The 22057-nt window shown below is 31.3% G+C and carries 23 protein-coding genes; 8 read left to right on the top strand and 15 right to left on the bottom strand.

Translation table 11 applies throughout. From position 1 onward, the window contains the following. Positions 1 to 178: 178 nt before the first annotated feature. The 3 genes from Q0616_RS01540 to Q0616_RS01550 form a co-directional block, all read right to left on the bottom strand. Positions 179 to 2185 carry a flavohemoglobin expression-modulating QEGLA motif protein gene (locus Q0616_RS01540; RefSeq protein ID WP_171622546.1) on the bottom strand — a complete coding sequence of 669 codons (2007 nt, stop codon included), beginning with the start codon at positions 2183 to 2185 and terminating at the stop codon, positions 179 to 181. A gap of 53 nt (positions 2186 to 2238) precedes the next feature. Then, positions 2239 to 3162: an ATP-grasp domain-containing protein gene (locus Q0616_RS01545; RefSeq protein WP_298774460.1), complete on the bottom strand. Its 924-nt coding sequence runs from the start codon at positions 3160 to 3162 to the stop codon at positions 2239 to 2241. Positions 3163 to 3346: 184 nt separating this feature from the next. Continuing rightward, complete coding sequence (locus tag Q0616_RS01550) at positions 3347 to 3862, bottom strand: TlpA disulfide reductase family protein (RefSeq protein ID WP_225541761.1); 516 nt, start codon at positions 3860 to 3862, stop codon at positions 3347 to 3349. 112 nt (positions 3863 to 3974) lie between these two features. On the opposite strand from Q0616_RS01550, the gene pth reads away from it, so the two are divergent. Genes pth through Q0616_RS01565 form a run of 3 tightly spaced genes read left to right on the top strand, consistent with a single transcriptional unit; the run spans position 3975 to position 5174 of the window. Further along, a complete protein-coding gene (pth, locus tag Q0616_RS01555) occupies positions 3975 to 4541 on the top strand; it encodes an aminoacyl-tRNA hydrolase (RefSeq protein WP_171622549.1) in 567 nt (188 codons plus the stop codon). Beyond that, positions 4531 to 4944 (top strand): rhodanese-like domain-containing protein, encoded by a 414-nt coding sequence (locus tag Q0616_RS01560; protein WP_225532377.1) that lies wholly within the window; start codon positions 4531 to 4533, stop codon positions 4942 to 4944. The genes pth and Q0616_RS01560 overlap by 11 nt, the downstream gene beginning before the upstream one ends. Beyond that, on the top strand, positions 4944 to 5174 hold the full coding sequence (locus Q0616_RS01565; RefSeq protein ID WP_298774475.1) for a DUF3820 family protein: 231 nt from the start codon (positions 4944 to 4946) through the stop codon (positions 5172 to 5174). The genes Q0616_RS01560 and Q0616_RS01565 overlap by 1 nt, the downstream gene beginning before the upstream one ends. Here Q0616_RS01565 and Q0616_RS01570 read toward each other — a convergent pair. The 6 genes from Q0616_RS01570 to Q0616_RS01595 all read right to left on the bottom strand — a co-directional run bounded on the left by Q0616_RS01570 (position 5162) and on the right by Q0616_RS01595 (position 8641). After that, positions 5162 to 5611: an N-acetyltransferase gene (locus Q0616_RS01570; RefSeq protein WP_298774477.1), complete on the bottom strand. Its 450-nt coding sequence runs from the start codon at positions 5609 to 5611 to the stop codon at positions 5162 to 5164. The two genes, Q0616_RS01565 and Q0616_RS01570, sit on opposite strands and share 13 nt — an antisense overlap. Continuing rightward, positions 5586 to 6101, bottom strand: a complete 516-nt coding sequence (locus Q0616_RS01575; protein WP_298774480.1) for a hypothetical protein — start codon at positions 6099 to 6101, stop codon at positions 5586 to 5588. Before Q0616_RS01575 ends, Q0616_RS01570 begins: the two co-directional genes overlap by 26 nt. Before the next feature lie 15 nt (positions 6102 to 6116). Beyond that, entirely contained in the window at positions 6117 to 6683 is a 567-nt protein-coding gene (gene nadD, locus Q0616_RS01580; RefSeq protein WP_171622552.1) for a nicotinate (nicotinamide) nucleotide adenylyltransferase, read from the bottom strand. Between the two features lie 76 nt (positions 6684 to 6759). Continuing rightward, positions 6760 to 7344, bottom strand: coding sequence for a Maf family nucleotide pyrophosphatase (locus Q0616_RS01585; RefSeq protein ID WP_171622553.1), 585 nt, complete (start codon positions 7342 to 7344; stop codon positions 6760 to 6762). An 11-nt stretch (positions 7345 to 7355) separates the two neighbouring features. Then, positions 7356 to 7880 carry an HAD family hydrolase gene (locus Q0616_RS01590; RefSeq protein WP_171622554.1) on the bottom strand — a complete coding sequence of 175 codons (525 nt, stop codon included), beginning with the start codon at positions 7878 to 7880 and terminating at the stop codon, positions 7356 to 7358. Continuing rightward, positions 7877 to 8641 (bottom strand): Rossmann-like and DUF2520 domain-containing protein, encoded by a 765-nt coding sequence (locus Q0616_RS01595; protein WP_260541288.1) that lies wholly within the window; start codon positions 8639 to 8641, stop codon positions 7877 to 7879. The genes Q0616_RS01590 and Q0616_RS01595 overlap by 4 nt, the downstream gene beginning before the upstream one ends. A 285-nt stretch (positions 8642 to 8926) precedes the next feature. Here Q0616_RS01595 and Q0616_RS01600 point away from each other — a divergent pair, with 285 nt between their 5' ends. Beyond that, on the top strand, positions 8927 to 11326 hold the full coding sequence (locus Q0616_RS01600) for a TonB-dependent receptor (RefSeq protein ID WP_298774492.1): 2400 nt from the start codon (positions 8927 to 8929) through the stop codon (positions 11324 to 11326). 94 nt (positions 11327 to 11420) lie between these two features. Here the strand turns inward: Q0616_RS01600 and Q0616_RS01605 are convergent, their stop codons facing one another. The 4 genes from Q0616_RS01605 to Q0616_RS01620 all read right to left on the bottom strand — a co-directional run bounded on the left by Q0616_RS01605 (position 11421) and on the right by Q0616_RS01620 (position 17081). Beyond that, positions 11421 to 12617 (bottom strand): dicarboxylate/amino acid:cation symporter, encoded by a 1197-nt coding sequence (locus Q0616_RS01605; protein WP_260541290.1) that lies wholly within the window; start codon positions 12615 to 12617, stop codon positions 11421 to 11423. A gap of 85 nt (positions 12618 to 12702) precedes the next feature. Further along, on the bottom strand, positions 12703 to 14544 hold the full coding sequence (locus tag Q0616_RS01610) for a LysM peptidoglycan-binding domain-containing protein (RefSeq protein WP_298774497.1): 1842 nt from the start codon (positions 14542 to 14544) through the stop codon (positions 12703 to 12705). Positions 14545 to 14585: 41 nt separating this feature from the next. Next, on the bottom strand, positions 14586 to 16184 hold the full coding sequence (bshC, locus tag Q0616_RS01615) for a bacillithiol biosynthesis cysteine-adding enzyme BshC (protein ID WP_260541292.1): 1599 nt from the start codon (positions 16182 to 16184) through the stop codon (positions 14586 to 14588). Continuing rightward, positions 16185 to 17081: a glycerophosphodiester phosphodiesterase family protein gene (locus Q0616_RS01620; protein ID WP_298774503.1), complete on the bottom strand. Its 897-nt coding sequence runs from the start codon at positions 17079 to 17081 to the stop codon at positions 16185 to 16187. An 89-nt stretch (positions 17082 to 17170) separates the two neighbouring features. Between Q0616_RS01620 and Q0616_RS01625 the strand changes: the two genes are divergently transcribed. Both Q0616_RS01625 and Q0616_RS01630 read left to right on the top strand, forming a co-directional pair. After that, complete coding sequence (locus Q0616_RS01625; protein WP_298774505.1) at positions 17171 to 17602, top strand: hypothetical protein; 432 nt, start codon at positions 17171 to 17173, stop codon at positions 17600 to 17602. 122 nt (positions 17603 to 17724) lie between these two features. Next, the gene (locus Q0616_RS01630) at positions 17725 to 18699 is read left to right on the top strand and encodes a hypothetical protein (protein ID WP_171622561.1); all 975 of its coding nucleotides are present in this window, start codon (positions 17725 to 17727) and stop codon (positions 18697 to 18699) included. A 38-nt stretch (positions 18700 to 18737) separates the two neighbouring features. Here the strand turns inward: Q0616_RS01630 and Q0616_RS01635 are convergent, their stop codons facing one another. Together Q0616_RS01635 and Q0616_RS01640 are read right to left on the bottom strand one after the other, a co-directional pair. Continuing rightward, positions 18738 to 19832 (bottom strand): mannose-1-phosphate guanylyltransferase, encoded by a 1095-nt coding sequence (locus Q0616_RS01635; protein WP_298774508.1) that lies wholly within the window; start codon positions 19830 to 19832, stop codon positions 18738 to 18740. Next, positions 19825 to 20430 (bottom strand): SprT-like domain-containing protein, encoded by a 606-nt coding sequence (locus Q0616_RS01640; protein ID WP_171622563.1) that lies wholly within the window; start codon positions 20428 to 20430, stop codon positions 19825 to 19827. The genes Q0616_RS01635 and Q0616_RS01640 overlap by 8 nt, the downstream gene beginning before the upstream one ends. Before the next feature lie 53 nt (positions 20431 to 20483). Here Q0616_RS01640 and Q0616_RS01645 point away from each other — a divergent pair, with 53 nt between their 5' ends. Beyond that, a complete protein-coding gene (locus Q0616_RS01645; protein ID WP_225541752.1) occupies positions 20484 to 21230 on the top strand; it encodes an ABC transporter permease in 747 nt (248 codons plus the stop codon). Continuing rightward, on the top strand, positions 21230 to 21997 hold the full coding sequence (locus tag Q0616_RS01650) for an ATP-binding cassette domain-containing protein (RefSeq protein WP_260541302.1): 768 nt from the start codon (positions 21230 to 21232) through the stop codon (positions 21995 to 21997). Before Q0616_RS01645 ends, Q0616_RS01650 begins: the two co-directional genes overlap by 1 nt. The last annotated feature ends 60 nt before the right edge of the window (positions 21998 to 22057 follow it).

Genomic DNA, 22057 nt, shown 5'->3' on the forward strand with positions numbered 1-22057 from the left:
AAACTTCCTGAAATACCTTCTTGATGTGATATAGAATGAACTGAATGATGTTTTTCTAAAACTTCTTTGACACATCGCAACTTGTATGTTACATCATATTTTACTTTTCTTGCCATAAAAAATGCCCCCAAAAGTGTCTAACTTTTTGGGGGCAGTGTAATTTTATCTCGCTTTTTTATTAGTCTTTAATTCCATTAAAAATATATTGTAAAATTGGATTAATTTCTGGGTTTTCAAGATGTTTCTTGAAAATTTTTGTGTAATACTTTGGTTTATTAATCATTCTTCGTTCTACTAACTCATCAATCGTATCAATATATTCTACTGATGTTTTACCAATTAATAAATTATCCAAAGAACGTCCTTGATCAACATAGTTCAAAATTGTTTTTAAACCTTTTAAATAAAGCGCATCTTTCGTGAAACCACCACCTCGATACACACGAGTTGACAAATAAAAAGCATCTTCTGCTTGCATTTTATATTCTTCCATCAATGTCATAAATGTTTCGTTGAAAGATTTTCCGTTTGTCAACATATGAACTGCCATTACGCGCAAACCAAGTTCTCTCAATCGGCTATGATTAATAGAATCAGAATAATATTCACTTAAAATCGCTAAACCTTCTTGCGTTAACGTATTAACAGGTAAACCAATGCTAAATATTTTTAATGGTTGATCCAATGCATTCATCGTCGTCACCATGTGTACACCAATTTCGTGTTCAATTAAACCATTTGTAAAACGTTTATCGAATTTTACACCTCGTTTAATTACCACTTTTTTCTTGCTATTAATCACAAGTGCTTTTGATGCAATATCATCCGAAACTTCAATATCAAACTTGAAACCGTAATCATTTGTTGCATTTCTAAATAAATTTACAACTTCTTCTTCGGTATAATCACCTTGTTTATCCATCCTAAATTCAGGACAATACAGTATGAAATTCGCATTTTCGATATCTTTTTTAGTTGGTTCACCAAAATAACGCAACGAATTGTACAAGAATTTATCTGTCCCAAGATTTGCCAACAAATCTACCTTATCAAAATAGGCATTGATAGTATTCATGTACATGTTTTGAATACTGATATCATTGATTTTTTCGACTTTAATATTTGATAATTTTCGTTTAAATTCGAATGGATCAATATTTAGAGGATTGTACTTAAATTGAGGTTCGTATGTATATTTAGAAGCCAAGAATTTCTTTTTTTCAAACTCTAAGTTTATTGGATTGATAACACTTAACAATTCAAAATTCTGAACCAATTGATACAATTGTTTGTCAATTTTCACCAAATCAGATTCCAATTCGTTGTGCAGAATATTCACTTGTTTTGATCCTACTTTATAGGTTGTTTCTGTTTTTACGAATTCATAAGCATGATTTAAAATTGCCGATTTAAACCCTTCTTTTATTTGATTGATAATTTCGGGGAAAGATTCTCCCGTCAATTCATCACAATAAATTTTAGAAACCTCTGTCGCTAATACCAATGTATTTTTGAAATTAGTTGTCACAAATTCTAACAAATAACCACGTCCGTAAAAAACATCGTTTATAGCCGAATAATTATGAATATTTTCTATTTCAATATTTGCCAATTCATCGCGCCAACTTTCAACATATTTTCCATAACGTTCGTTATCGATACGTTCAGCTCCAATATTAAAAACAGGAACTGGACGATCCCAACGCTTCCAGTTGTAAGAATGAATATCGTATACCAAACACGATTTAAACTTAGATTCGAGCTTACTGATTAAAGCTTGTAAAACTTCGTAAAAAGCATGGTGTTTTGCACTACTTTTTTGTTTTTGAGAAATAGATAAAGGCTCTTTCCAAACTTGTTTTCCCCAAGCTTCTTCGTACACAGCATTTTCTGGACCACGGTTTAAATCGTATTCAAATCGAGAATCACAACCTTGAATTAAGATTGGGAAAGTTTCTACAAACTCGGCTGTATGAGGATCTTCTTCGTACCAACGCTCGTAATTACTCAATAAACATTTTTCTCGAATATCTTCGCGCATTTGTCCACCATCGTGAATGGCAGCACAAACGTAAGGAATGTATTCGTCAATTTTTATTTTGAATGAGTCGTCTTCTGCATAAGCTTCAAATACAATTTCGTTCTCAATATTATCTAATATTTGCTGTATACTTAAGGATTTCATGCTTTAAATTCTTTATATTTATCCAATAACATTGATACAATTTGTTTCTGTATCTAGTTGTTATTATTTCCATTGTTATGAGGGACAATTCCCCCAGGACTTACGACATTTAATTCAACCATTTTTCCGTTAATCAAATCGATTCCGCAAAAATAAATTCCATCTTCATTTAATTGTTTCCCTATTTTACGGCACAATTCTAATTCATGCTCACTCATATCATGTTTAATTGCAGAACCACCAGCCGAAATATTAGAACGGTGATCACCATCTGCAGGCACACGCATAATAGCGCCAATAGGTTCTCCATTAATCACAATTGCACGAACGTCTCCTTTTTCTGCACCTTCAATATAATTTTGACAAATAATAGGTTGAGAAATTCCAGAATGATTGACATAAAAATCGCAAATCGAGCTTAAGTTACCAATATTTTTTCGTTCGAAAAGAATTACACCTTTACCTCCCATTCCATCTAATGGTTTGATGATAAATTTTTCGAATTTATTTTCTTCAACAAACGATTTAATTAAATCGATATCTTTCGTAATAAGCGTTTGAGGAACAATTGTTTCCTGACCATCATCAAAAGAAGCAGCGTATATTTTGTTATTTGCTTTACGTAAACCAGAAATTTTATTGACGAAAAAAACTTTATCTTCGATTAATTCTAACATGTTCAATAAAAGCGGATCAATTGGTGGATCGGCTCTCATAAAAATCATATCAAACTCGGTTAAATCTTTGATACTACTTTCAAATTTCATGGTGTGATAAAATTCTACACAATCCGTTGTGTCTGTAGTAATCATCTTTCTGCAGTTACCTACAACTTTGCCTTTGGCAATAGAGATATCTTTTTTTGTTAAATAGGATACTTCAAAACCACGATCTACGCATTCTTTAATAATTCGCATAGTGGTGTCTTTTCCTGGTTCAACCTTGTCCCAAGGATACATTACGAAGCATATTTTCATATAAATATAAAGGGTATTAAAATCAATGCAATAATAACTAAAAGTTTGATATAAAAAATGCTCTACAAAAAATTATAGAATATTTATTTTTATTCTATGAAAGGTATTGATTTTTAGCAATTAATAAAAGAAAAGGGTGATTGATTTTTCAATTTCAATCACCCTTAGGTTGGTAAACTATAAACTATTTATTTCGTAAACGATCAATTGTTTCCTGAACTTTTGGATCATCAGCTTTTACACTGTAGTAATTTGCTATTTTTCCATTTTGATCAAGAACCAAATATCTCGGTATCCAATTTAAATCAATCCCTGTGCCAAAATTACCCTTCCAATTGTTTCCTAAGTAAAAGTGTTGACCCTCAATTTGATATTTTTCAATTCCATTTTTCCAAGCTTCTTCAGACTTATCCATTGAGAGATAAACAAATGTTACATCAGGATTTTTTTCGTGTAATTTTTTCAACGAGGACATATTTTTGATACAATCTCCACACCAAGTTGCCCATAAATCTATCAAAACAATTTTACCTTTATTGTTCGAAACAATTTTTTCGATGGTTACTGAATTTCCTTCCAAATCAACTACGCTATCTTGTAAAGCTGCTGCAGGAAATTCAGTTTTCATTAGTGTTGGAATTTTCTGAGAAAAGGCATTCATCCCAACAAATAATATTAAAACGCTAATTATTTTTTTCATGATAATTTTTTATCGATTTCATGTCTTTTCAAAACCTATACCAATTTAGTAGATTTTAAAGCGAAGTTAAATATTTATTCCGAATGATTGTAAAAAGATGTAATTTTGTTGCATGCAAAAATATCTGATTATTGGGCTAGGAAATATTGGAGCTCAATACGAAAATACGCGTCATAATATTGGTTTCAAGGTGGTTGAAGAAGTTGCTAAAAAAACTGGAGCAAAATTTTCTCCTTCTAATTTTGGCGATGTAGCACAATTTAAATATAAAGCGAGACCTGTGACGTTATTAAAACCAAATACTTATATGAATTTAAGTGGGGATGCAGTTCGTTTTTGGATGAAAAAAGAAAATATATCGTTAGAAAATATATTTGTCATCACCGATGATTTGAATTTACCATTTGGAACAATTCGTATGCGTGGAAAAGGAAGCGATGGAGGGCACAATGGTTTAAAAGATATACAGAACAAAGTTGGTGGTCAAAATTATGCGAGATTACGCTTTGGTGTAGGAAACGAATTTTCGGAAGGCAGACAAGTTGATTATGTTTTAGGAGAATGGTCGGCAGAAGAAAACGAAAAAATGAATGAACGATTAAATTTGGCTGCAGATGCTGTTTTATCGTTTATTTTTCAAGGATTAAGTAACACAATGAATCAATATAATGGTAAATAAAATTTTAGGAATCGCAATGATTACAGGAACTCTATTTTTAGGGTCTTGTGCAAATAGTTCAACTATAACTCATGAAAAACAAGCTAAAATAGAAGAAATAACTTCTACACTAGACAATGCTTCTGAGGTTAATTTGAAGAACAAAAAGAATGTTTTGTTAGACGTTCGTACACCAGAAGAGTTTGCTGAAGGTCATGTCCCTGGTGCAATTAACATCGATGTAAAAAATCCTAATTTCGAAGAAGAAATTCAAAAATTAGATCCAAAGAAAAATTATTACATCTATTGTAAATCTGGCGTTCGTGCAAAATTAGCAACAGAAAAAATGCAAGAAAAAGGGTTCAGTAATGCAAACAATTTCAAGGATGGAATGTCAACTTACAAAGGAACTGTAGCAAAATAATGGAAGGATTTCGTCCCGAAATATTAAAAGAAATTGTCACAACTAAAATGCCTTTCGGTAAATACGAAGGGCGTTTGTTGTGCGATTTACCTGTATCTTATCTTGAATGGTTTGTAGAAAAAGGTGGATTTCCGAAAGGAAAATTAGGCGTTTTATTATCGACTGTTTACGAAATAAAATTAAACGGATTAGAAGACATTATCTACGAATTGAAACGTCAATTTGGTTGAGTTTCCCATTCATAAAAATTCGCATCATCGCGCAGTATAAATCCAGCACTTGGATACAACGAATTACCAATCTCATTTTTAACGCTGGTTTCTAACAACATTGCGCAAGCATCAGTTTTTCTGCATAATTTTTTTGCTTGATCAATCAATTCTCTTGAAAAACCTTGACCTCTAAATTCAGGCGAAACAAATAAATCATTCAACATCCAAAAACGTTTCATTCGAGTTGATGAAAATAAGGGATACAATTGTACAAAACCAACTGCATTCTCTTTTTCGTCAAAAGCCAAATAAATCACCGATTCGTTATTGGCAATTCTCTCTAACAAAAATTCTTTTGCACCTTCAACATCACTTTTTTTATCATAAAATTGGCGATAGGCATCAAATAATGGTGCTAATGTTTGTAAATCATTTATTGTAGCTTGTTTTGTCATGATTTTTAAATTTTCGATAAATTATTATAACATATAAGATTAGAAATGCTAAAAAAGCTATAATAATAAAATAATTTCTTTTATTATGAATAGATTTTGAAATTAAAATTTGATTGCCTTTCTCTAGCTGAATGATAGAAATTGTATTTTGATTTTTATCAATTCCTTCATTATAAATTTTTACAAAGTCACCAATTTTTAAATCATGTATTATTGATTGATAATTATTTGAAAATCTTTCAAAATAAGAATATTTATTGTTATCATTTTTAACTTTCAGGTAGAATACATCAGTTTTGGTTGTAATACCTCTATGAGAAGTGCTTTTATAAATTCTTTCTGTTATTCCCATTTCAGATATTATACCTTGATTCAATTTAATATCATTTTCAGATTTGGTGATGTCTTTTATTAAGCTAAAAATAATGAATACAAATACAATTGGTAAAAAACTAATACCTAACCATCTTATTAAATTAGAAATTCTCACATTTTCAAATTAAATTCATCCATACAAATTACTTCCATCCAAATATTCCCAAACTTTATTAGGTAACATTGGTTTGATATTTTTTTCATCTTTGATTGCATTTCGTATAAATGTAGACGAAATTTCCATCAAAGGTGCTTCGACCATTTCTACATTGTCAAAATTTTCTTCTTGGGAATAACCAGGACGCGGATAAACATAAAATTGGTAATCGCGCATTAAAATCTCAGCATTTTTCCATTTCGAAATTCCATCCAAATTATCAGAACCCATAATTAATGCAAATTCGTGTTCAGGGAATTTTTCTTTCAGATGAATTAACGTATCAATCGTATAAGATGGTTTTGGTAACGTAAATTCAATATTGGATGCACGTAGATTAGGATAATCTTTAATCGCTAATTCAACCATTTCTAATCGGTCGTATTCATTTGCCAACGAACTTTTTTTCTTTAACGGATTTTGAGGCGAAACCACAAACCAAACCTGATCCAAATCGGTGAATTGTTGAAAATGATTGGCAATAATTAAATGTCCGACATGAATAGGATTGAATGATCCAAAATATAAACCGACCTTCATAAAATTGATTTTTTAGAAAAACAAAAATACGATAATTGTAGAATAAAAAAATCCAGCCGAAGCTGGATGATATGATTTAGAATTTCATTAACTCTTTATATAGCTTGTGCGTTGGCAATCCCATTACATTAAAATAACTACCATTCATATTATCAACACCAATGTAGCCAATCCATTCTTGCACACCGTATGCACCGGCTTTATCGAAAGGTTTGTAATTGTCGATATAAAAATAAATTTCTTCATCTGTTAAATCTGCAAAAGTAACTTGGGTTTCGTCAGAAAACGTGACTTCTTTTTTTATAGAGCGAATGGTAACCGATGTGTAAACAGAATGTGTTTTTCCGCTTAATTTTTTAATCATCTCGTAAGCTTCTTCTCTATTCGAAGCTTTTTCTAACGATTCATCATCTACCCAAACCGTTGTATCCGATGTAATAATTAAATCATTTGGTTCAATTGCTGTATAAGCTTTTGCTTTTTTTGCAGAAAGATAATCGGTGATTTGAGCTTTCTTCAATTCGTTGCGATCAAAAGTTTCGTCAATATCCAATGAAATTGTTGAAAACTGTAATCCTAATCCTGCTAAAAGTTCTTTTCTTCTTGGCGATTGTGATGCCAGAATGATAGTGGTATCTTTAAATTTTTCGGTTAATAACATTTTAAATTCCTTTATACCGAAGCAATTTCTTCAGCATTATACCATTTATTTTGAACTTTTAAGATTTGTTCCAATAAATCGCGAACGCAACCTTTTCCACCGTTTTCAGGTGAAATATATTCAGATGCTTTACGTACATCCATACATGCATCGTTTGGACAACAAGCCAATCCTACCAAATTCATTACAGCTAAATCAGGGTAATCATCGCCCATATAAGCAATTTCATCAGGGTCTAATCCGTAAGAAAAAAGTAAATCTTCGAAAGCATCTACTTTATCACGTTTATTCACGTAAATATCTGTTAAGCCTAAATATTTTAAACGATTAACTACAGCTTCATCTCTTCCTCCTGTAATTACTGCAATACGAATTCCTTGTTTAATAGCCAATTGCATGGCATAACCATCTCGTGTATTCATTGTTCTCACCATTTCGCCAGTTGGTAATAAAATTAAATTACCGTCTGTCAAAACTCCATCTACATCTAAAATAACCGTTTTGATGTTATTTAGTTTCTCTTTATAACTTATCATTTTTCGTAAACTCGTTTAATTGAATCTGTCATTATTTGGTAAATCTGTAATAATCTCGAATCGTCTTGAAGGGCTTCTAAATGACGATCAATAATCACTTGATCTCCGCGTTTTGCTGGTCCAGTTTGAGCATCTTTCGGATTCATTTCAATTACTTTGTTGGCAGTCTCTTGAATTAGCGGCAACAAAACATCGAACGGCACATTATTCTGTTCGCATATATTTCCAGCGATATAATATAAATGATTGACAAAATTATTTGCCCAAACACCTGTCATATGCACTTGCATTCTGCTCGCAAAATTTAATTCATGAACTTCATTGGAAATACGATTTCCTAAATCATTTAATGTTTTTAAATCTTCAGGATTTTCGGCTTCGATAAAAAATGGAATATTATCATAACGCATCGTTCTTTCTTTCGAGAAAGTTTGCAACGGATAAAAAACTCCTTTACGATAATCTCCTTTCAACACAGACATTGGCGACGAACCTGATGTATGCACGACTAATACATCATCGTATGGGATATAATGCGAAAATTCTTCGATACCAGAATCCGCACTTGCGATAATGTAAACATCTGCTTTTTCAATTTCAGATATTTTATCAGTGTACGAAATTCTATTTGCTTCGCCTATTTCTCTGGCATGCTCTAATGTTCTATTAAATATTTGTCGAACATTGCAAGTGTTTTCGATTAATGCACGAGTTAAATGAAATGCAACATTACCTGCGCCTAATATGACAATTGAACTCAATGTTTTAGCAATTTTTGAATTAATATTAATTGAATGATAAAAGTAAGTTTTTCAGTTGAGGAAATAAAATTTTAAAAAAAATTATAATTGTTGTAACAATTTTTTAATTCTTGCGTCTTATTAGGAAAATGTTATCGTTCAATGTGTTTACGTATTTATCGCTCACGTTATAAATATTTTCCATTTTCTGTAACAGAATAAATTTAAAAACGTCTAATTAGGTAAAAGTTCGGATCATTATAACTTTGTATTATGTAAAACATAGTACTATGCAAAATATCAACTATGAAATTAAATAAAATTACTTTAGCTATTCTTTTCTCCGTTTGTTCTATTTACGGATTTGCGCAGGAGCATCATCCTGTGAAGGGAAAGATTGAAAATGCAAAAAATGAAGCTGTAGCTATGGCTGCAATTCAGATTTTTAAAGCTGATTCAAAAGAATTATTTGATGAAGTTTATGCTAATGAAGATGGAACATTTGAAATTCCAGATTTAGAAGACGGAAATTATCGTTTGGTAATTACAGAATTTGGCTACCAACAATCTGTGACAACAGCAGAAGTAAAAGGAGGTGAATTAAATTTAGGAAATATTGTTTTACAAACTTCATCTACTGAGACAGTAGAATTAAAAGGTGCTTTTGTACGTGCAGAAGTTTCGCAATATCGCAACGAAATTGACAAACGTGTTGTAGAAGTAGGAAATGATTTAGTGTCTGCTGGAGCGAACGCAGCTGCTGTTCTTAATAACATTCCGTCTGTTAATGTAGATCAACAAACAGGTGAGTTATCTCTAAGAGGAAACGAAAATGTAAAAATTTATATCGACGGTAAACCTTCTTCTTTATCAGCTTCGGAAGTATTAAAACAAATTCCTTCTAATCAAATAAAAAGTGTAGAAATTATAACCAATCCTTCTGCAAAATATGAAGCAGACGGGAAATCTGGAATCATTAATATTGTCATGATAAAAGGTCAGAAAAAAGGATATAATGTTACGTTAAATACAGGTTATGAACAAGGTAAAAAAAGTCGTTTCAATAATTCATTAACTGCAAATGTAAATATAGGTTCATTTAACTTTTTTGGAAATTATAGCTACAACAAACGTCCAAGCGAATTTCATGGATACTTAGATAATTATGATTCTAAACGTTGGCAAGCGATTGATATTTTGAATAAAGATGAAAGTCAAGCAGCTAAATTCGGATTTGACTGGTTTATTGATGATAAAACAGCTTTAACAGTTTATACCAATCAATGGTTTGGAGAAGGACATGGTGAAATTGGTTCGGACATTATAAAAACAGATGTCAATACTCTTCACCCAAATAATTCTAATTTTGATGGAGATTGGAAAAGTCAAGACTATAGTTTAAACTTTAAACGTGATTTCGATAAAAAAGACCACAACATTGTTTTAGATGCATTTTTCTCTCAAGCGACAAATACGGATTGGCGAAATATGCACAATACTTATCCTAAAACAGAAAATTATTACGAAGATCGTGATTCTAAAACGGATAATGTTCGTGTAAATTTAGATTATACAAATCAAATAAAAGATGGCGGAAAAATAGAAGCAGGATTGCAATTTCGTCGCGAAAAAAATAACAATACGTTGCTAACTGATAGACGAATTGATATCGAAAACACCTTAATTGACCCTAGTACAGATTTTGATTTCACGAGAGATTTCCTTTCTGCATATGTAAATTATGGTCAAAAATTCGGGAAATTTGGTATGCAATTAGGATTACGAGCAGAACAATATAAAGACAAAGGAAATTATTTTTACAATCAAGAAACGAAGAATATTGATAAAGATAAATTAGATTTCTTTCCATCTGCATTCTTAACATACGATGTATCAGAAAAAGGACAAGTTTCGTTGAATTATAGCCGTCGAATAGATCGTCCAGGAATCAGACAATTATCTCCAGTAGCAGAATGGTCAACTCCATTAATGTCAAGCATTGGAAATCCAGAATTAAAACCTGAATACACAGATAATTTTGAAGTTGGATATTTACAACGAATTGGTAAAAATTCTATTTCGGCTAATGTATTTTACAGACATGTACAAGATAATATTTTCCGTAGTGTATTGGTTGATGATACAAATTCAGAAAAATTCATCCAATTATATGAAAACTACGATAAAGTAAATGCATATGGTTTCGAATTAGCGTTTAATCTTGTTCCAACAAAATGGTGGTCATCAAATATTAGTGGAGATTTTACACACAATACAATGGTTGTTGCCAGAATGGATGAATTTAAAAATCCATACACAGCAGAAATAGACGCTAATCGTTTGACAGCTCGTATGAACAACACATTCAAAGTAACGAAATCAATTAGTTTACAACATTTCTTTATGTACTCAGGTAAATACCGTTTTGTACAAGGAGAAATGCAAGATATGTGGCGTATGGATTTAGGTGCACGTTACACATTTATGGGTGGTAAAGCTGCTTTAAGTGCTCGTGTAAGTGATATTTTCAGAACATTTTACGGACGTTTAGAAATGTACGATCCTGCAAGAGGTTACGGCAATTTCCGTTGGGAAGCTCAAACATTAAATATTGGTTTTACGTATAATTTCGGTGGAAAAGTGCGTTCTCGTGCAGAAGCTCAGAGAAATAAAACAGAAAATCAAGGTGGTGGAGTAGGGTTCTAATCAACAAGTACATTCCTCATTTATATATTTTTATAACTAAAAAAGCGTTCTAAATTAATTTTAGAACGCTTCTTTTATATCATTAATAGTTTATTTATTGAACTTCTTTCTTAAATAACTTATTTAAGGTTACGGCAATTGCACCGTCTCCCGTTACATTACCTGCAGTACCAAAGCTGTCCATTGCAATATAAAGTGCAATCATTAATGCTTGATTTTCTGCATCAAATCCTAACATCGAAGCGATAATTCCTATTGCTGCCATAATTGCTCCACCAGGTACTCCAGGCGCTGCGACCATTGCGACACCAAGCATCATCATAAATCCAAAAAATTGAATAAAATCGATTTCCATTCCTTGAATTAGCATTAATGCTAAACAACAACAAACGATTTTTAACATCGAACCAGATAAATGAATCGTTGCGCACAAAGGCACTGCAAAATTTGCAATTTCTTCTCGAACTCCAATTTTCTTTACTTGCGCAATTGTAACCGGAATTGTTGCAGCAGATGATTGCGTTCCTAAGGCTGTAAAATATGCCGGCATCATCAATTTTAACATCGTCAATGGATTTTTCTTTGCAATTGATCCAGCAATAATAAATTGAACAAGTAACAACAAAATATGTAGAACGAAGATGACGCCAATTATTTTTAAAAATACATTCATAATCGTAAATACTTGTCCAGAATAAGACATATTCAAGAAAATTCCGAAAATGAAAATTGGTAAAAGTGGAATAATTAAGTTTTTAATTAAATAGGTTATAATCGTTTCAAAATCATCTGCAAAATTTCCAAAAGTAGAATTTTTTAATCTTGATAATCCAATTCCGAAAAGGAATGAAAAGATTAAGGCTGGCATTACACCAAATAAAGGAGGAAATTCGATTGAAAAATAAGGTGCAAATTCTTTCGCTTTTTCTGCTAAATTTATTTGTCCTGTTTGATTTTCTAATAGAGTAGGAAATACAGACATGCTTACAGAATAACCTAATAGTCCTGATAATATAGAGGAACCATAAGCGATCAATACTGTCGTAAACAATAATTTTCCAGCAGTTTGTCCCAGTCTCCCAATTGATGGAACAATTAATCCGACAATAATTAACGGTATTAAAAAGTTGAGTAATTCGCTAAAAAAGTCATTAAAAGTCATAAATATACGACCAATAGCTTCTGGTATAATTCCGCCAAGTGCAATTCCAAGCACAATGGCAAGGATCACTTTTACGAGTAAATTGTCTTTAAGTTTGTGCATATCCAAATTTAGAAAAAATACTTTCATTCTGAAGATTTTAATTCTAATTCATAAAAAAGAAAAAGCGATACTATGATTTAGTATCGCTTTTAGGTATAATTTTTAGAAGTATTTATTTTTTTGGTAAACGTACTATACGACTCGCATCGTTTGTAAATGCTTTACTTCCACTTGCTTTTTTGTAAGCAAATTTAGAAGCCACACGTGTATATTCTGTTGTAATATTATTCGTAACATCTCCTTTATTGTTCATTCTATCTACAATATCATATGTTACATCGTATCCAATTTGCTCGTAACGTGTAGGGAATTCGCAATAAACATCTTTAAAATCTTTCAAAACACTTTGTACTTCTGTATCTCTTGTATTGATTAAGCGTGCGGTACTAAAGACAAACCCAAATTCGCGGAAAGCATCAATATTTTTCGCATTTTCTGGATTATACACATCATAAACCGAAACAGCTTTTATTCCGTAAGCTTTGATGTTGTCTTTGTGAAATGTTTTTAATTTTTCTAAATATTGCTTTCCTAATGCATCATCATCTCCAACTAAAACCGTAATAATTGGTGTATAATAATCTTCACCATTTACTTTATCGTGCGGTTGTACAATTTTAGAAGCACTATCTACGATAACCACATTAGCTTTCAATTGTTTTTCTAATTGTTTCTTTGTGTAATTTGCTAATTCTTGATCATCACGATTTGTCAATAAATAAACTTGTTCTCCAGCAAAATTTTTCCCAATTTCATCGATGATTTGATCCGCGATAACTTCATCTTTTGGATTAGAAATCAATAAATCATTAAAAGAATTCAATGAATCATCATTCGCATAAGGCGAAATCACAGCAATTCCAGAATTACTAAAAAAGTTTGCGACTTCGGTTACATCAGAAGTATTTAAGGGACCAATAACTGCATCTGTTTTACTAAAATCGGTTGTCGATAGGATATCTTGTAGATTTCCGTCTTTTGTATCGACGACTTTTACATTGACATTTTTACCTTTTTTTGCTAAACGTGTTAAGGCTAATTTAGTTCCGGTAAAAAATTGCATCGCTTGCGAGTTTTTCAATTGTGGATTATTAGCTACATCAAAAGGCAACAAGATGGCAACATTAATTTCGTTGTCATTTGCACGTTTCAATTTGCCTGCAGTTCCATATTTGATGATTTTTGCATTTTTTTGCAATGGAATTTTAAGAGTCATTCCAGCTTTTAACCCATTAATTAATTCAGGATTTAAACGCAATAACTCATCTAAATTCGTATTGTATCTCTCTAATATTCCGTAAGCAGAATCACCATTCTGAACAACATAATTGATCGAGTTTTCTTCAATAGTAACTGACCCCGATTTTTTAGGGATAGAAATGACCATGCCTTCTTTTACTCCAGTTTGTAATGCTGGATTTTCAGTATAAAAATCATCAACACTTACATTATATTGTTTGGCTAATGTATATAAAGTTTCCCCTTTTTTGATCAAGTGAGTTCCTTTCGGTACAGAAAAAACTTTGTTCGTTACCACTTTCGGAAGTTTAATCACATCTCCAATTTCTAAACCTCTTTCTTTGATTTGAGGATTTAAAGAATACAATGTTTCTTCCGAAATAGAATATTTTTTAGTCAAGTTGTAAACGGTTTCTTTCGGCTCTATCGTAATGTATTGATAATTATCGTCAGAAGTAGTTACATGTTGAGTAGGATTATTGGTTTCTGTTGGTTGGTTTGTTGCAGTCCCTTTGGTTGGAATTACAATCAAATCACCTGGATGAATCCCATTTTTTTCAATTTTAGGGTTGGCTTTATACAATTCTTCTTGCGAAACACCATATTGTTTCGAAATTCCGTAAACGGTTTCTTTGGCTTGAACTGTATGCGTTTTTTGTTGAGCATAAAGTGCTGATGCACCAACAAATAACAATAAAGCTAATATTTTTTTCATTTAGATGAATTTTCGTTTCAAATATACAAATTATGTTTTGGTTAGCGTTCTTCGTTTAATGTATTTATAATAAACTCAAACTCGAAAGGTTGAAGACTATCTTCAATAAAATCAATGAAATACTTGATGTTAACATAGTCAAAATCAGCAAAATTTTTCACTCGTTCTTGCAAACCATTTTGTTGAGAAAGATCATTTAATAATTGTTCTATTCTTTTCAATAAATCTTCGTTCTTTTTAACTTCTGCATGTACCAAACGTTTTTTTATTTTCTCAAAACCTTTCAATTGTTTTGTGCGCTGCGCTTGTATCATATCTGAAAAAGAAGACTCGGTTAACGAACTCAACTGTTCTAAACGCTCAAAAATATTTTTTAATTCCTCTTCCAATTCAGGAAGTTTAGGTGCTATTTCTGATGAATTAATCGCTTGTTTTTTCGCAATAGCTAAACTGTTTGAAAATAAATCTTCGTTCGATAAATTTAATTTTTGTTGCTTTTCATACTGCTTTTCAGTTCTAATTAATAATGAATTTCTCAACACCAAAAGAGGAAAATCAACTTCAAATTCGTTAAACATTTCCTTTAATTGCAACCAATAAGCCATTTCACCACCTCCACCAATATACGCAACATTCGGTAAAATTGTTTCTTGGTACAATGGTCTCAAAATCACATTTGGGCTAAATTTTTCTGGATTTTGATGTAAATCGCTAATCATTTCTTCTTTTGAAAATTTGATTGAAGTATTATTGACAAAATACGTTCCATTTTGTTCAACAATTCTTTCGCGAGAGTTATTTTGATTAATATAAAATAAATTTATTTCGCGTGGATTTACTTGAATCGAATAACCTAATTGTTCTAATTTTTCATTCTGAGGAATTACTTTTTTAAAGGATGTAGATTGAATTAACTCTTGCTCAAAAGAAGGAATCATTATTTTTTTCAATTCTTTGTCATCACCGTCAATCATCAACAATCCAAGATCTTTGAATAATAAATGAACTAATTTTCGAGTTGCTTCGGTTAAATTATCATTTGACAAATAAGATGCTTCAATCAAATTGTGTAAATCTGTTTTCTTTTTCCCATTTGGCAAAAGTTTCAAAAAAGAGTTGAAAACTTCTTGTAAACCTTCTGTTGATAATCGACCAACGGGACCTCCAAAATCTTTTTCCCAATGAATAATTCGATCACCATATTTGAAATGATTGATTTCTTCGAAGTCGTGATCTTCAGTGGCCATCCAAAACATGGGAACAAAATTGACTTCTTTTTGTTCTGCATTTAATTCTTCACACGCTTTAATGACTTGTAATATTTTATAAAAAAAGAAAATTGGCCCTGTGAACAAATTTAATTGATGACCAGTTGTAATGGTTACCGTATTTTTTTTAGCTAATTTTTTGAGATTTTTTTGTTGCTTTTCCGAAAGTTCTAAATGATTTAATTGCTTCGAGATTTGTTCAACAAGAATTGCTCTGTTTTTATAATTTTCAAGTTTATTCTTAGCTTGTTTACTATAATTTTCTTTGGTTGGAAATAGGTTGTAGAAGTCGTTCAAACTTTCATCTTGATTGATGTAATTGAGCATCAATTTTGAAAAATAATTTGAATCTTTAAGTGATATTGTTTCCATTTAATTTTTATTAATCGTTTGATGAACATCTATTGCTCTATCTGTTGCAAAAATATCGACACCATCTTTTTCTAAATCGCGATAAAGTTGACCATTTCTTGCAGCAGAACTTTTGTCTAAGTTACCTAACGTACCAAAAATGACGACTATATCTTTGTCATGAATTTTATCTAAAAATGATTGATCATTGCGACGGGTTCCAGTAAATGCAACCATTTTATCAGTTGGAATTCCGCTATTTAGCATTTCATTCAATTCTCTTTCGTTTCGCATCGAAACAGACAATAACATTTCTGGTGCAAGTTGATGTAACTTTTTGGCTTGTCCGATTGTATAAGTTACCAAAACCACTTGTTTTTGTAGGTTCGCTTGTTTTATTGTCGAAACTATAGCCCGATAATCAACACCTTTTTTGATGTCTACCATAAAATAAATTGGTTTATTTTTTCCCCAATTTAATGCTTCTGCAAAAGTTGGAATTTTATAAGACGTTTGTTGCCCGAAATCATCTACCAAAAAGTATTCCTTTATCGTTTTTAGATCAACTTGATTGACATCTTGTCGCCCTGTACTTGTCCGTTGTAGAGAATTATCGTGCATTAAAATAAGTTGTTCATCTTTTGTTTCAGCCACGTCTATCTCAAAAATTTGAATACCGTTTTGATAAAGATGCTCTAAGGTCTCAATACAATTCTCTGGAAAACCATGAATTCCACTACCACCACGATGAGCACTTACATAATTTTTATTTTTGGTCGAATATTTGAAGGATATAACTTCGGATGATGTAGTATGATTCGATTCGGGCTGTTTTTTTTCTGGATTACAACTAAAAATAATTAGTAAACTCAGTACGAAAACTCCAAGATAGAATCGTTTAAAATAGTTAAAAATCATATTTTTAATAAAAATTAATTTGAATTCATTCAAAGTTATTGAATGAAGCTGTAAATTTAAAGTGAAAATAATCAAGAAAATAAATTATTATGGGACTTAGAAATTTTTTGAAAAGAATTTTAGGAAAAACTGAAACTGCAATAGATGTAGCGGGCGATAAATTTGACGATGTTTCGGCAACGGTAAAAAAAACAGGAACATTGATTGCGGATGATGCATCAGATTTTGCACGTAAAACAATTCATAATTTGAAAGATGCTTCAGGTGATTTGAAAGAGCAATCGAAAGAAGCGGCGAAAGATTTCAAAGAAAGATCAAAACAAGATTACGAAGAAGTGAAAGATATTGCCCAAAAGCAAATGAAGCAAACAAGTGATTTTGTGAAAGAAAAAGTTTCGGATTTGAAAAGCACTTTTAAAGAAGAAAAAACAGAATTAGAAGAAAAAGCAGAAGAATTGAAAACGGAAGCTGAAAATAAATTGGATCAAATTTCAAGTGATATAAAAAAAGAATCTAACTAATTGCGTCAAGTATTTTTGGTGTATAATTTTAGTGATTAAATGTTAAATTTTCGACCATTCTCTAAAATAAATGAAAATGGTTTAGTTTTTGTATTCATAATTTCCCTCTGAATTTAATAAAAATGACTGAATATAAAGATCTCGAACCTTCTACTAATACTAAGCATAAGAAAGAATTCATTAAAAATATAATTATAGCAGCTTTACTTGTCGCCTTGTTGTTAGCAATTGGATATATTGTATATTCCAAAGAAGCTAATGCAAAGTCTTCTATAGAGATGCAAACAGACATCAATGATTTAGAACGTTCAAGAGAAATTTTAAAACAAGAATTACGTATTGTTAGAGCAGATTTTGACGAAGCAAAAACTCGCGTTGTCAAAAAAGATTCATCATTAAACTATCAGGATCGATTGATCTTAGAAAAGCAAAAAGAAATTCAAGCAATTCTTAATAAAGAAGAAATTACAAATAATGAATTATCTCGAGCGAAACGTCTAATTTTATCTTTGCAAACTGATATCAAAGTTTATAAAGAAGAGATCGCCCGATTGAAAGATGAAAATAAAGTCTTAACAAATAAAAATACAGAATTAGCTTCTGAGAATTCGAACTTAAACGAACAGAAAAAAGTAGTTGAGTCGAACTTGGATGAAGAGAAAGAAAATCATCAAAACTTAATCAAAGAAACAAATTCAACCTTATCGGTTTCTAATTATACTATCAAAGGTGTGCGCGTAAAATCGAGTGGAAAAGAAGTTGAAACAACAAGAGCAAGTAGAATTGATAAAGTAAGAGTTTCTTTTGATTTGGACAAAAACTTGAACGCAACATCGGAAACGAAAGAGCTTTTTGTTACCATCTATAAACCAAATGGTGAAGTTGGAAAATTTAAAGGAGCTGATTCTGGTGAAACGACTTTACGTTCTGGTACATCTATTGATTACTCTGATCGTGTAAAAGTAAATTACAACAATATGTCAGGTTCTAGAGTAACGTTTGATTGGGTTGATTACGATTTCCCGAAAGGAGAATATAAAATAGACATTTACCAAAATGGATATAAAGTTGGTCAAAATGTGATTACGTTAAAATAAAAGAATAAAAAGCTTCTCAAAAATGAGAAGCTTTTTATTTAACAATATTTTTCGCCATTTTTTTGAAGTTTCAAATCACTGACATAGGATTTGATATTTTGCACATTACTGCGTGGACAAATTAATAAACCTTTATCCGAATTAATCACGACATAGCTATCTAATCCGTCGACAATAATTGCCTTGTCTTCTGTTGAATAAATAAAATTATTCTTGGCATTATATCCAGAAAAGTGTTTGCACAATAATGTATTTTGATTATCGTCTTGATCTTCTCCTGTATATTTATATTTTTCATTAATTGCAGACCAAGTCCCAATATCACTCCAACCAAATGTAGTAGGAATAACATAAACATTATCTGCTTGCTCTAAAATACCTTTGTTGATTGATGTGACATCCAATGTTGTGTAAATAGGTTTTAGCGTTTCTGTATTTTGTAACGATTGATCAAGTTCAAAATACTTGTTCAATGTTTCGTACATAGAAGGTAAATGTTGTTGAAAAGCATACACAATACTTTCTACTGACCAAATAAGAATACCTGTGTTCCAAATAAATTCGCCACTTGTAATAAATGATTCAGCAAATTCTAAATCAGGTTTATCAATATAAGATTTCACTTTTTTTATAGGCGTGGGATTTTCTATAAATTGAATATAACTATAATTAACATCTGGTCGTGTAGGTGCTACCCCTAAAGTGATTAATCGATTATTATCAGCATCCTCGAAAGCAATTTTCACTTTTTCAGAAAATTCTTCTTCATTAAATATAAAATGATCCGAAGGGGAAATAATCAATTTACAATTGGGATTAATTTGTTGAATCGTCATTGCTGCTAATAAATTACACGCAGCAGTATTCATTACTCTTGGTTCAATAATAAAGTTAGCTTCATTAAATTCAGGTAATTGTTCTTCTACAATTTCTTTGTAATCTTGAATGGTAACAATGAAAATATTTTCTTGAGGAACAACTTTTTTCAAACGATCATAGGTGAGTTGAATAAATGTTTTTCCAATTCCTAATAAATCATGAAATTGTTTTGGTTTTTTTATTGTGCTCAACGGCCATAATCTAACTCCTGTACCACTGGCAAGGATAACAGCATAATTATCTTTGTTATTCATGATTGTTTTTAAATTTGTTTACGGTAGCAGTTGCATTAATCAAATACCTTCTATTGGTTTTCAGCTCTAAACAAAGATACCTTAATTTTCTTTTGGATTCTTTTTTAAAGATCCTTTTTCCTATTGAAAAAATTGTGCCATCCTCTAAATCTTCTAAATAGACTTGAGTAGGATTTTTATCATCTATAATATATTTTGATACATTAATATCTGCACCTAAACTTGCTTTTGGATGCTTCGCATGATGTATAATGTAAGGTCGCAATTCTTCGGGATAAACATGAAGTGATTCTAATAATAAATGTCCAAAAATGGTTTTCCATTCTTTTCCATGCGGATTTATTTTTCGAGAATCAAACTGAACAAATGTTTTGAGATGTGCGACTTCATGTGTAAACACAAAAAAGAAAGCATAAGGATTGAGATCACCATTTACCGTAATTTGATGACGGTTATTTTCGAGCAATCTGCGATAATCTCCCAACTTTGTTTCTCTTCGTCTTGTAATTTTAAGTGTGATGAAGTGATTTTCTAACCATTTTTTCACGTACAAGTCTGCATTATGAGGGAGATAAGAAGTTAAATGTTCTAAATTCACATTGTGCAAGATAAATAAAATGCCTTTCCAATAAAAATATTAATTTTGTCGTAATGAAACTAATCGAAAATTTAGGGTCATACTTTATGCTTATGGGTAAAGTATTTAGCAAACCTCAAAAATTGAGTGTTTTCTGGAAATTGACCGTTAGAGAAATATATGATTTAGGTGTAAATTCTGTCGGAATTGTAACCTTCATCTCTACATTTATGGGAGCTGTTGTAGCAATACAAATGGCTCAAAACTTTCAAGGAGCTGCTATTCCTGTTCCAGACGCTTACATTGGTTATGCAACCAAAGTAGTGTTGGTCTTAGAATTTGCTCCAACAATTATGTCGTTGATTTTAGTTGGTAAAGTTGGTTCGTATATCGCTTCGAGTATTGGAACAATGCGTGTTACCGAACAAATTGATGCATTAGATGTAATGGGAATCAATTCGGCAAACTTCTTGATTCTACCTAAAATTATCGCTTGTGTATTTTTTAATCCTTTATTGGTCATGATTTCAATTGGATTCGGGTTATTAGGAGGTTATTACATTGGTGTTTTTACTAAACTATGGTCTGCAGCCGACTTTATCACTGGTTTACAAATGAATATGGCAACAAAATTGTTTGTATATACATTTGTCAAAACGATGGTATTCGCGTTTGTTATCGCAACAATTCCTGCATATTATGGGTATAATGTAAAAGGAGGATCTTTAGAAGTTGGACGTTCTGCAACAACAGCAGTTGTTTGGACATCTATCACAATTATTGTGATCAACTTAGTATTAACACAAACAATTTTGAGCTAATGATTGAGATAAAAGAAATCAGAAAATCTTTTGATGCGATCGAAGTTTTAAAAGGTTTTTCGGTTACATTCGAAAAAGGAAAAGTAAGTTTAATCATTGGTCAAAGTGGTTCTGGAAAGACCGTTTTTCTTAAAAATTTAATTGGTTTATTTTCACCAACTTCTGGTCAAATTTTGTATGAAGGCGAAAATATGATCGAGTTCGATTACAAAGAAAAACAACGTTTACGCTCAGAAATTGGTGTCGTTTTCCAAGGTTCAGCTTTATATGATACGATGAATATCGTCGAAAATGTAAAGTTTCCTTTACAGATGTTTTCGGATATGTCGAATGCAGATGCAGAAAAACGTGCAAGAGAAGTATTAGATCGTGTTGAGATAGCACGAACAGCATTGAAAAAGTATCCTTCAGAAATTTCTGGAGGTATGCAAAAACGCGTTGCTATTGCACGCGCTATTGTAAATAATCCAAAGTATTTATTTGCCGATGAACCTAATTCGGGTTTAGATCCCAAAACAGCTTTGGTTATCGATCAATTAATTTATGATATTACGAAGGAATACAACACAACAACAGTTGTCAATACACATGATATGAACTCGGTAATGGAAATCGGCGATCATATTGTTTTCTTAAAAAATGGTTTCTTGGAATGGGAAGGAACAAAAGACGAAATTTTAGTCGCAGATAATCCAAATGTGATTGATTTTGTATATTCGTCAAATCTCTTTAAGAAACTGAGAGAAGCTCTATTAAAAGAACAATAAAATCAATTAAAATAAAAATTCTATGAAAAAATTAATTTTAACAGCAATTGTTGGTTTAGC

The sequence above is a fragment of the uncultured Empedobacter sp. genome, assembly GCF_937930195.1.
GTDB classification, from domain to species: Bacteria; Bacteroidota; Bacteroidia; order Flavobacteriales; family Weeksellaceae; genus Empedobacter; species Empedobacter stercoris.

Bases quoted from the DNA above. Each gene is read 5' to 3' on its own strand.
- Q0616_RS01645 (WP_225541752.1), top strand. From the start codon at position 20,484: ATGAAACTAATCGAAAATTTAGGGTCATACTTTATGCTTATGGGTAAA.
- Q0616_RS01635 (WP_298774508.1), bottom strand. From the start codon at position 19,832: ATGAATAACAAAGATAATTATGCTGTTATCCTTGCCAGTGGTACAGGA.
- Q0616_RS01585 (WP_171622553.1), bottom strand. From the start codon at position 7,344: ATGTTATTAACCGAAAAATTTAAAGATACCACTATCATTCTGGCATCA.
- nadD (WP_171622552.1), bottom strand. From the start codon at position 6,683: ATGAAGGTCGGTTTATATTTTGGATCATTCAATCCTATTCATGTCGGA.
- Q0616_RS01600 (WP_298774492.1), top strand. From the start codon at position 8,927: ATGAAATTAAATAAAATTACTTTAGCTATTCTTTTCTCCGTTTGTTCT.
- Q0616_RS01620 (WP_298774503.1), bottom strand. From the start codon at position 17,081: ATGATTTTTAACTATTTTAAACGATTCTATCTTGGAGTTTTCGTACTG.
- Q0616_RS01570 (WP_298774477.1), bottom strand. From the start codon at position 5,611: ATGACAAAACAAGCTACAATAAATGATTTACAAACATTAGCACCATTA.
- Q0616_RS01630 (WP_171622561.1), top strand. From the start codon at position 17,725: ATGACTGAATATAAAGATCTCGAACCTTCTACTAATACTAAGCATAAG.
- Q0616_RS01590 (WP_171622554.1), bottom strand. From the start codon at position 7,880: ATGATAAGTTATAAAGAGAAACTAAATAACATCAAAACGGTTATTTTA.
- Q0616_RS01545 (WP_298774460.1), bottom strand. From the start codon at position 3,162: ATGAAAATATGCTTCGTAATGTATCCTTGGGACAAGGTTGAACCAGGA.
- Q0616_RS01550 (WP_225541761.1), bottom strand. From the start codon at position 3,862: ATGAAAAAAATAATTAGCGTTTTAATATTATTTGTTGGGATGAATGCC.
- Q0616_RS01560 (WP_225532377.1), top strand. From the start codon at position 4,531: ATGGTAAATAAAATTTTAGGAATCGCAATGATTACAGGAACTCTATTT.
- Q0616_RS01610 (WP_298774497.1), bottom strand. From the start codon at position 14,544: ATGAAAAAAATATTAGCTTTATTGTTATTTGTTGGTGCATCAGCACTT.
- pth (WP_171622549.1), top strand. From the start codon at position 3,975: ATGCAAAAATATCTGATTATTGGGCTAGGAAATATTGGAGCTCAATAC.
- Q0616_RS01625 (WP_298774505.1), top strand. From the start codon at position 17,171: ATGGGACTTAGAAATTTTTTGAAAAGAATTTTAGGAAAAACTGAAACT.
- Q0616_RS01540 (WP_171622546.1), bottom strand. From the start codon at position 2,185: ATGAAATCCTTAAGTATACAGCAAATATTAGATAATATTGAGAACGAA.
- Q0616_RS01605 (WP_260541290.1), bottom strand. From the start codon at position 12,617: ATGAAAGTATTTTTTCTAAATTTGGATATGCACAAACTTAAAGACAAT.
- Q0616_RS01650 (WP_260541302.1), top strand. From the start codon at position 21,230: ATGATTGAGATAAAAGAAATCAGAAAATCTTTTGATGCGATCGAAGTT.
- bshC (WP_260541292.1), bottom strand. From the start codon at position 16,184: ATGGAAACAATATCACTTAAAGATTCAAATTATTTTTCAAAATTGATG.
- Q0616_RS01565 (WP_298774475.1), top strand. From the start codon at position 4,944: ATGGAAGGATTTCGTCCCGAAATATTAAAAGAAATTGTCACAACTAAA.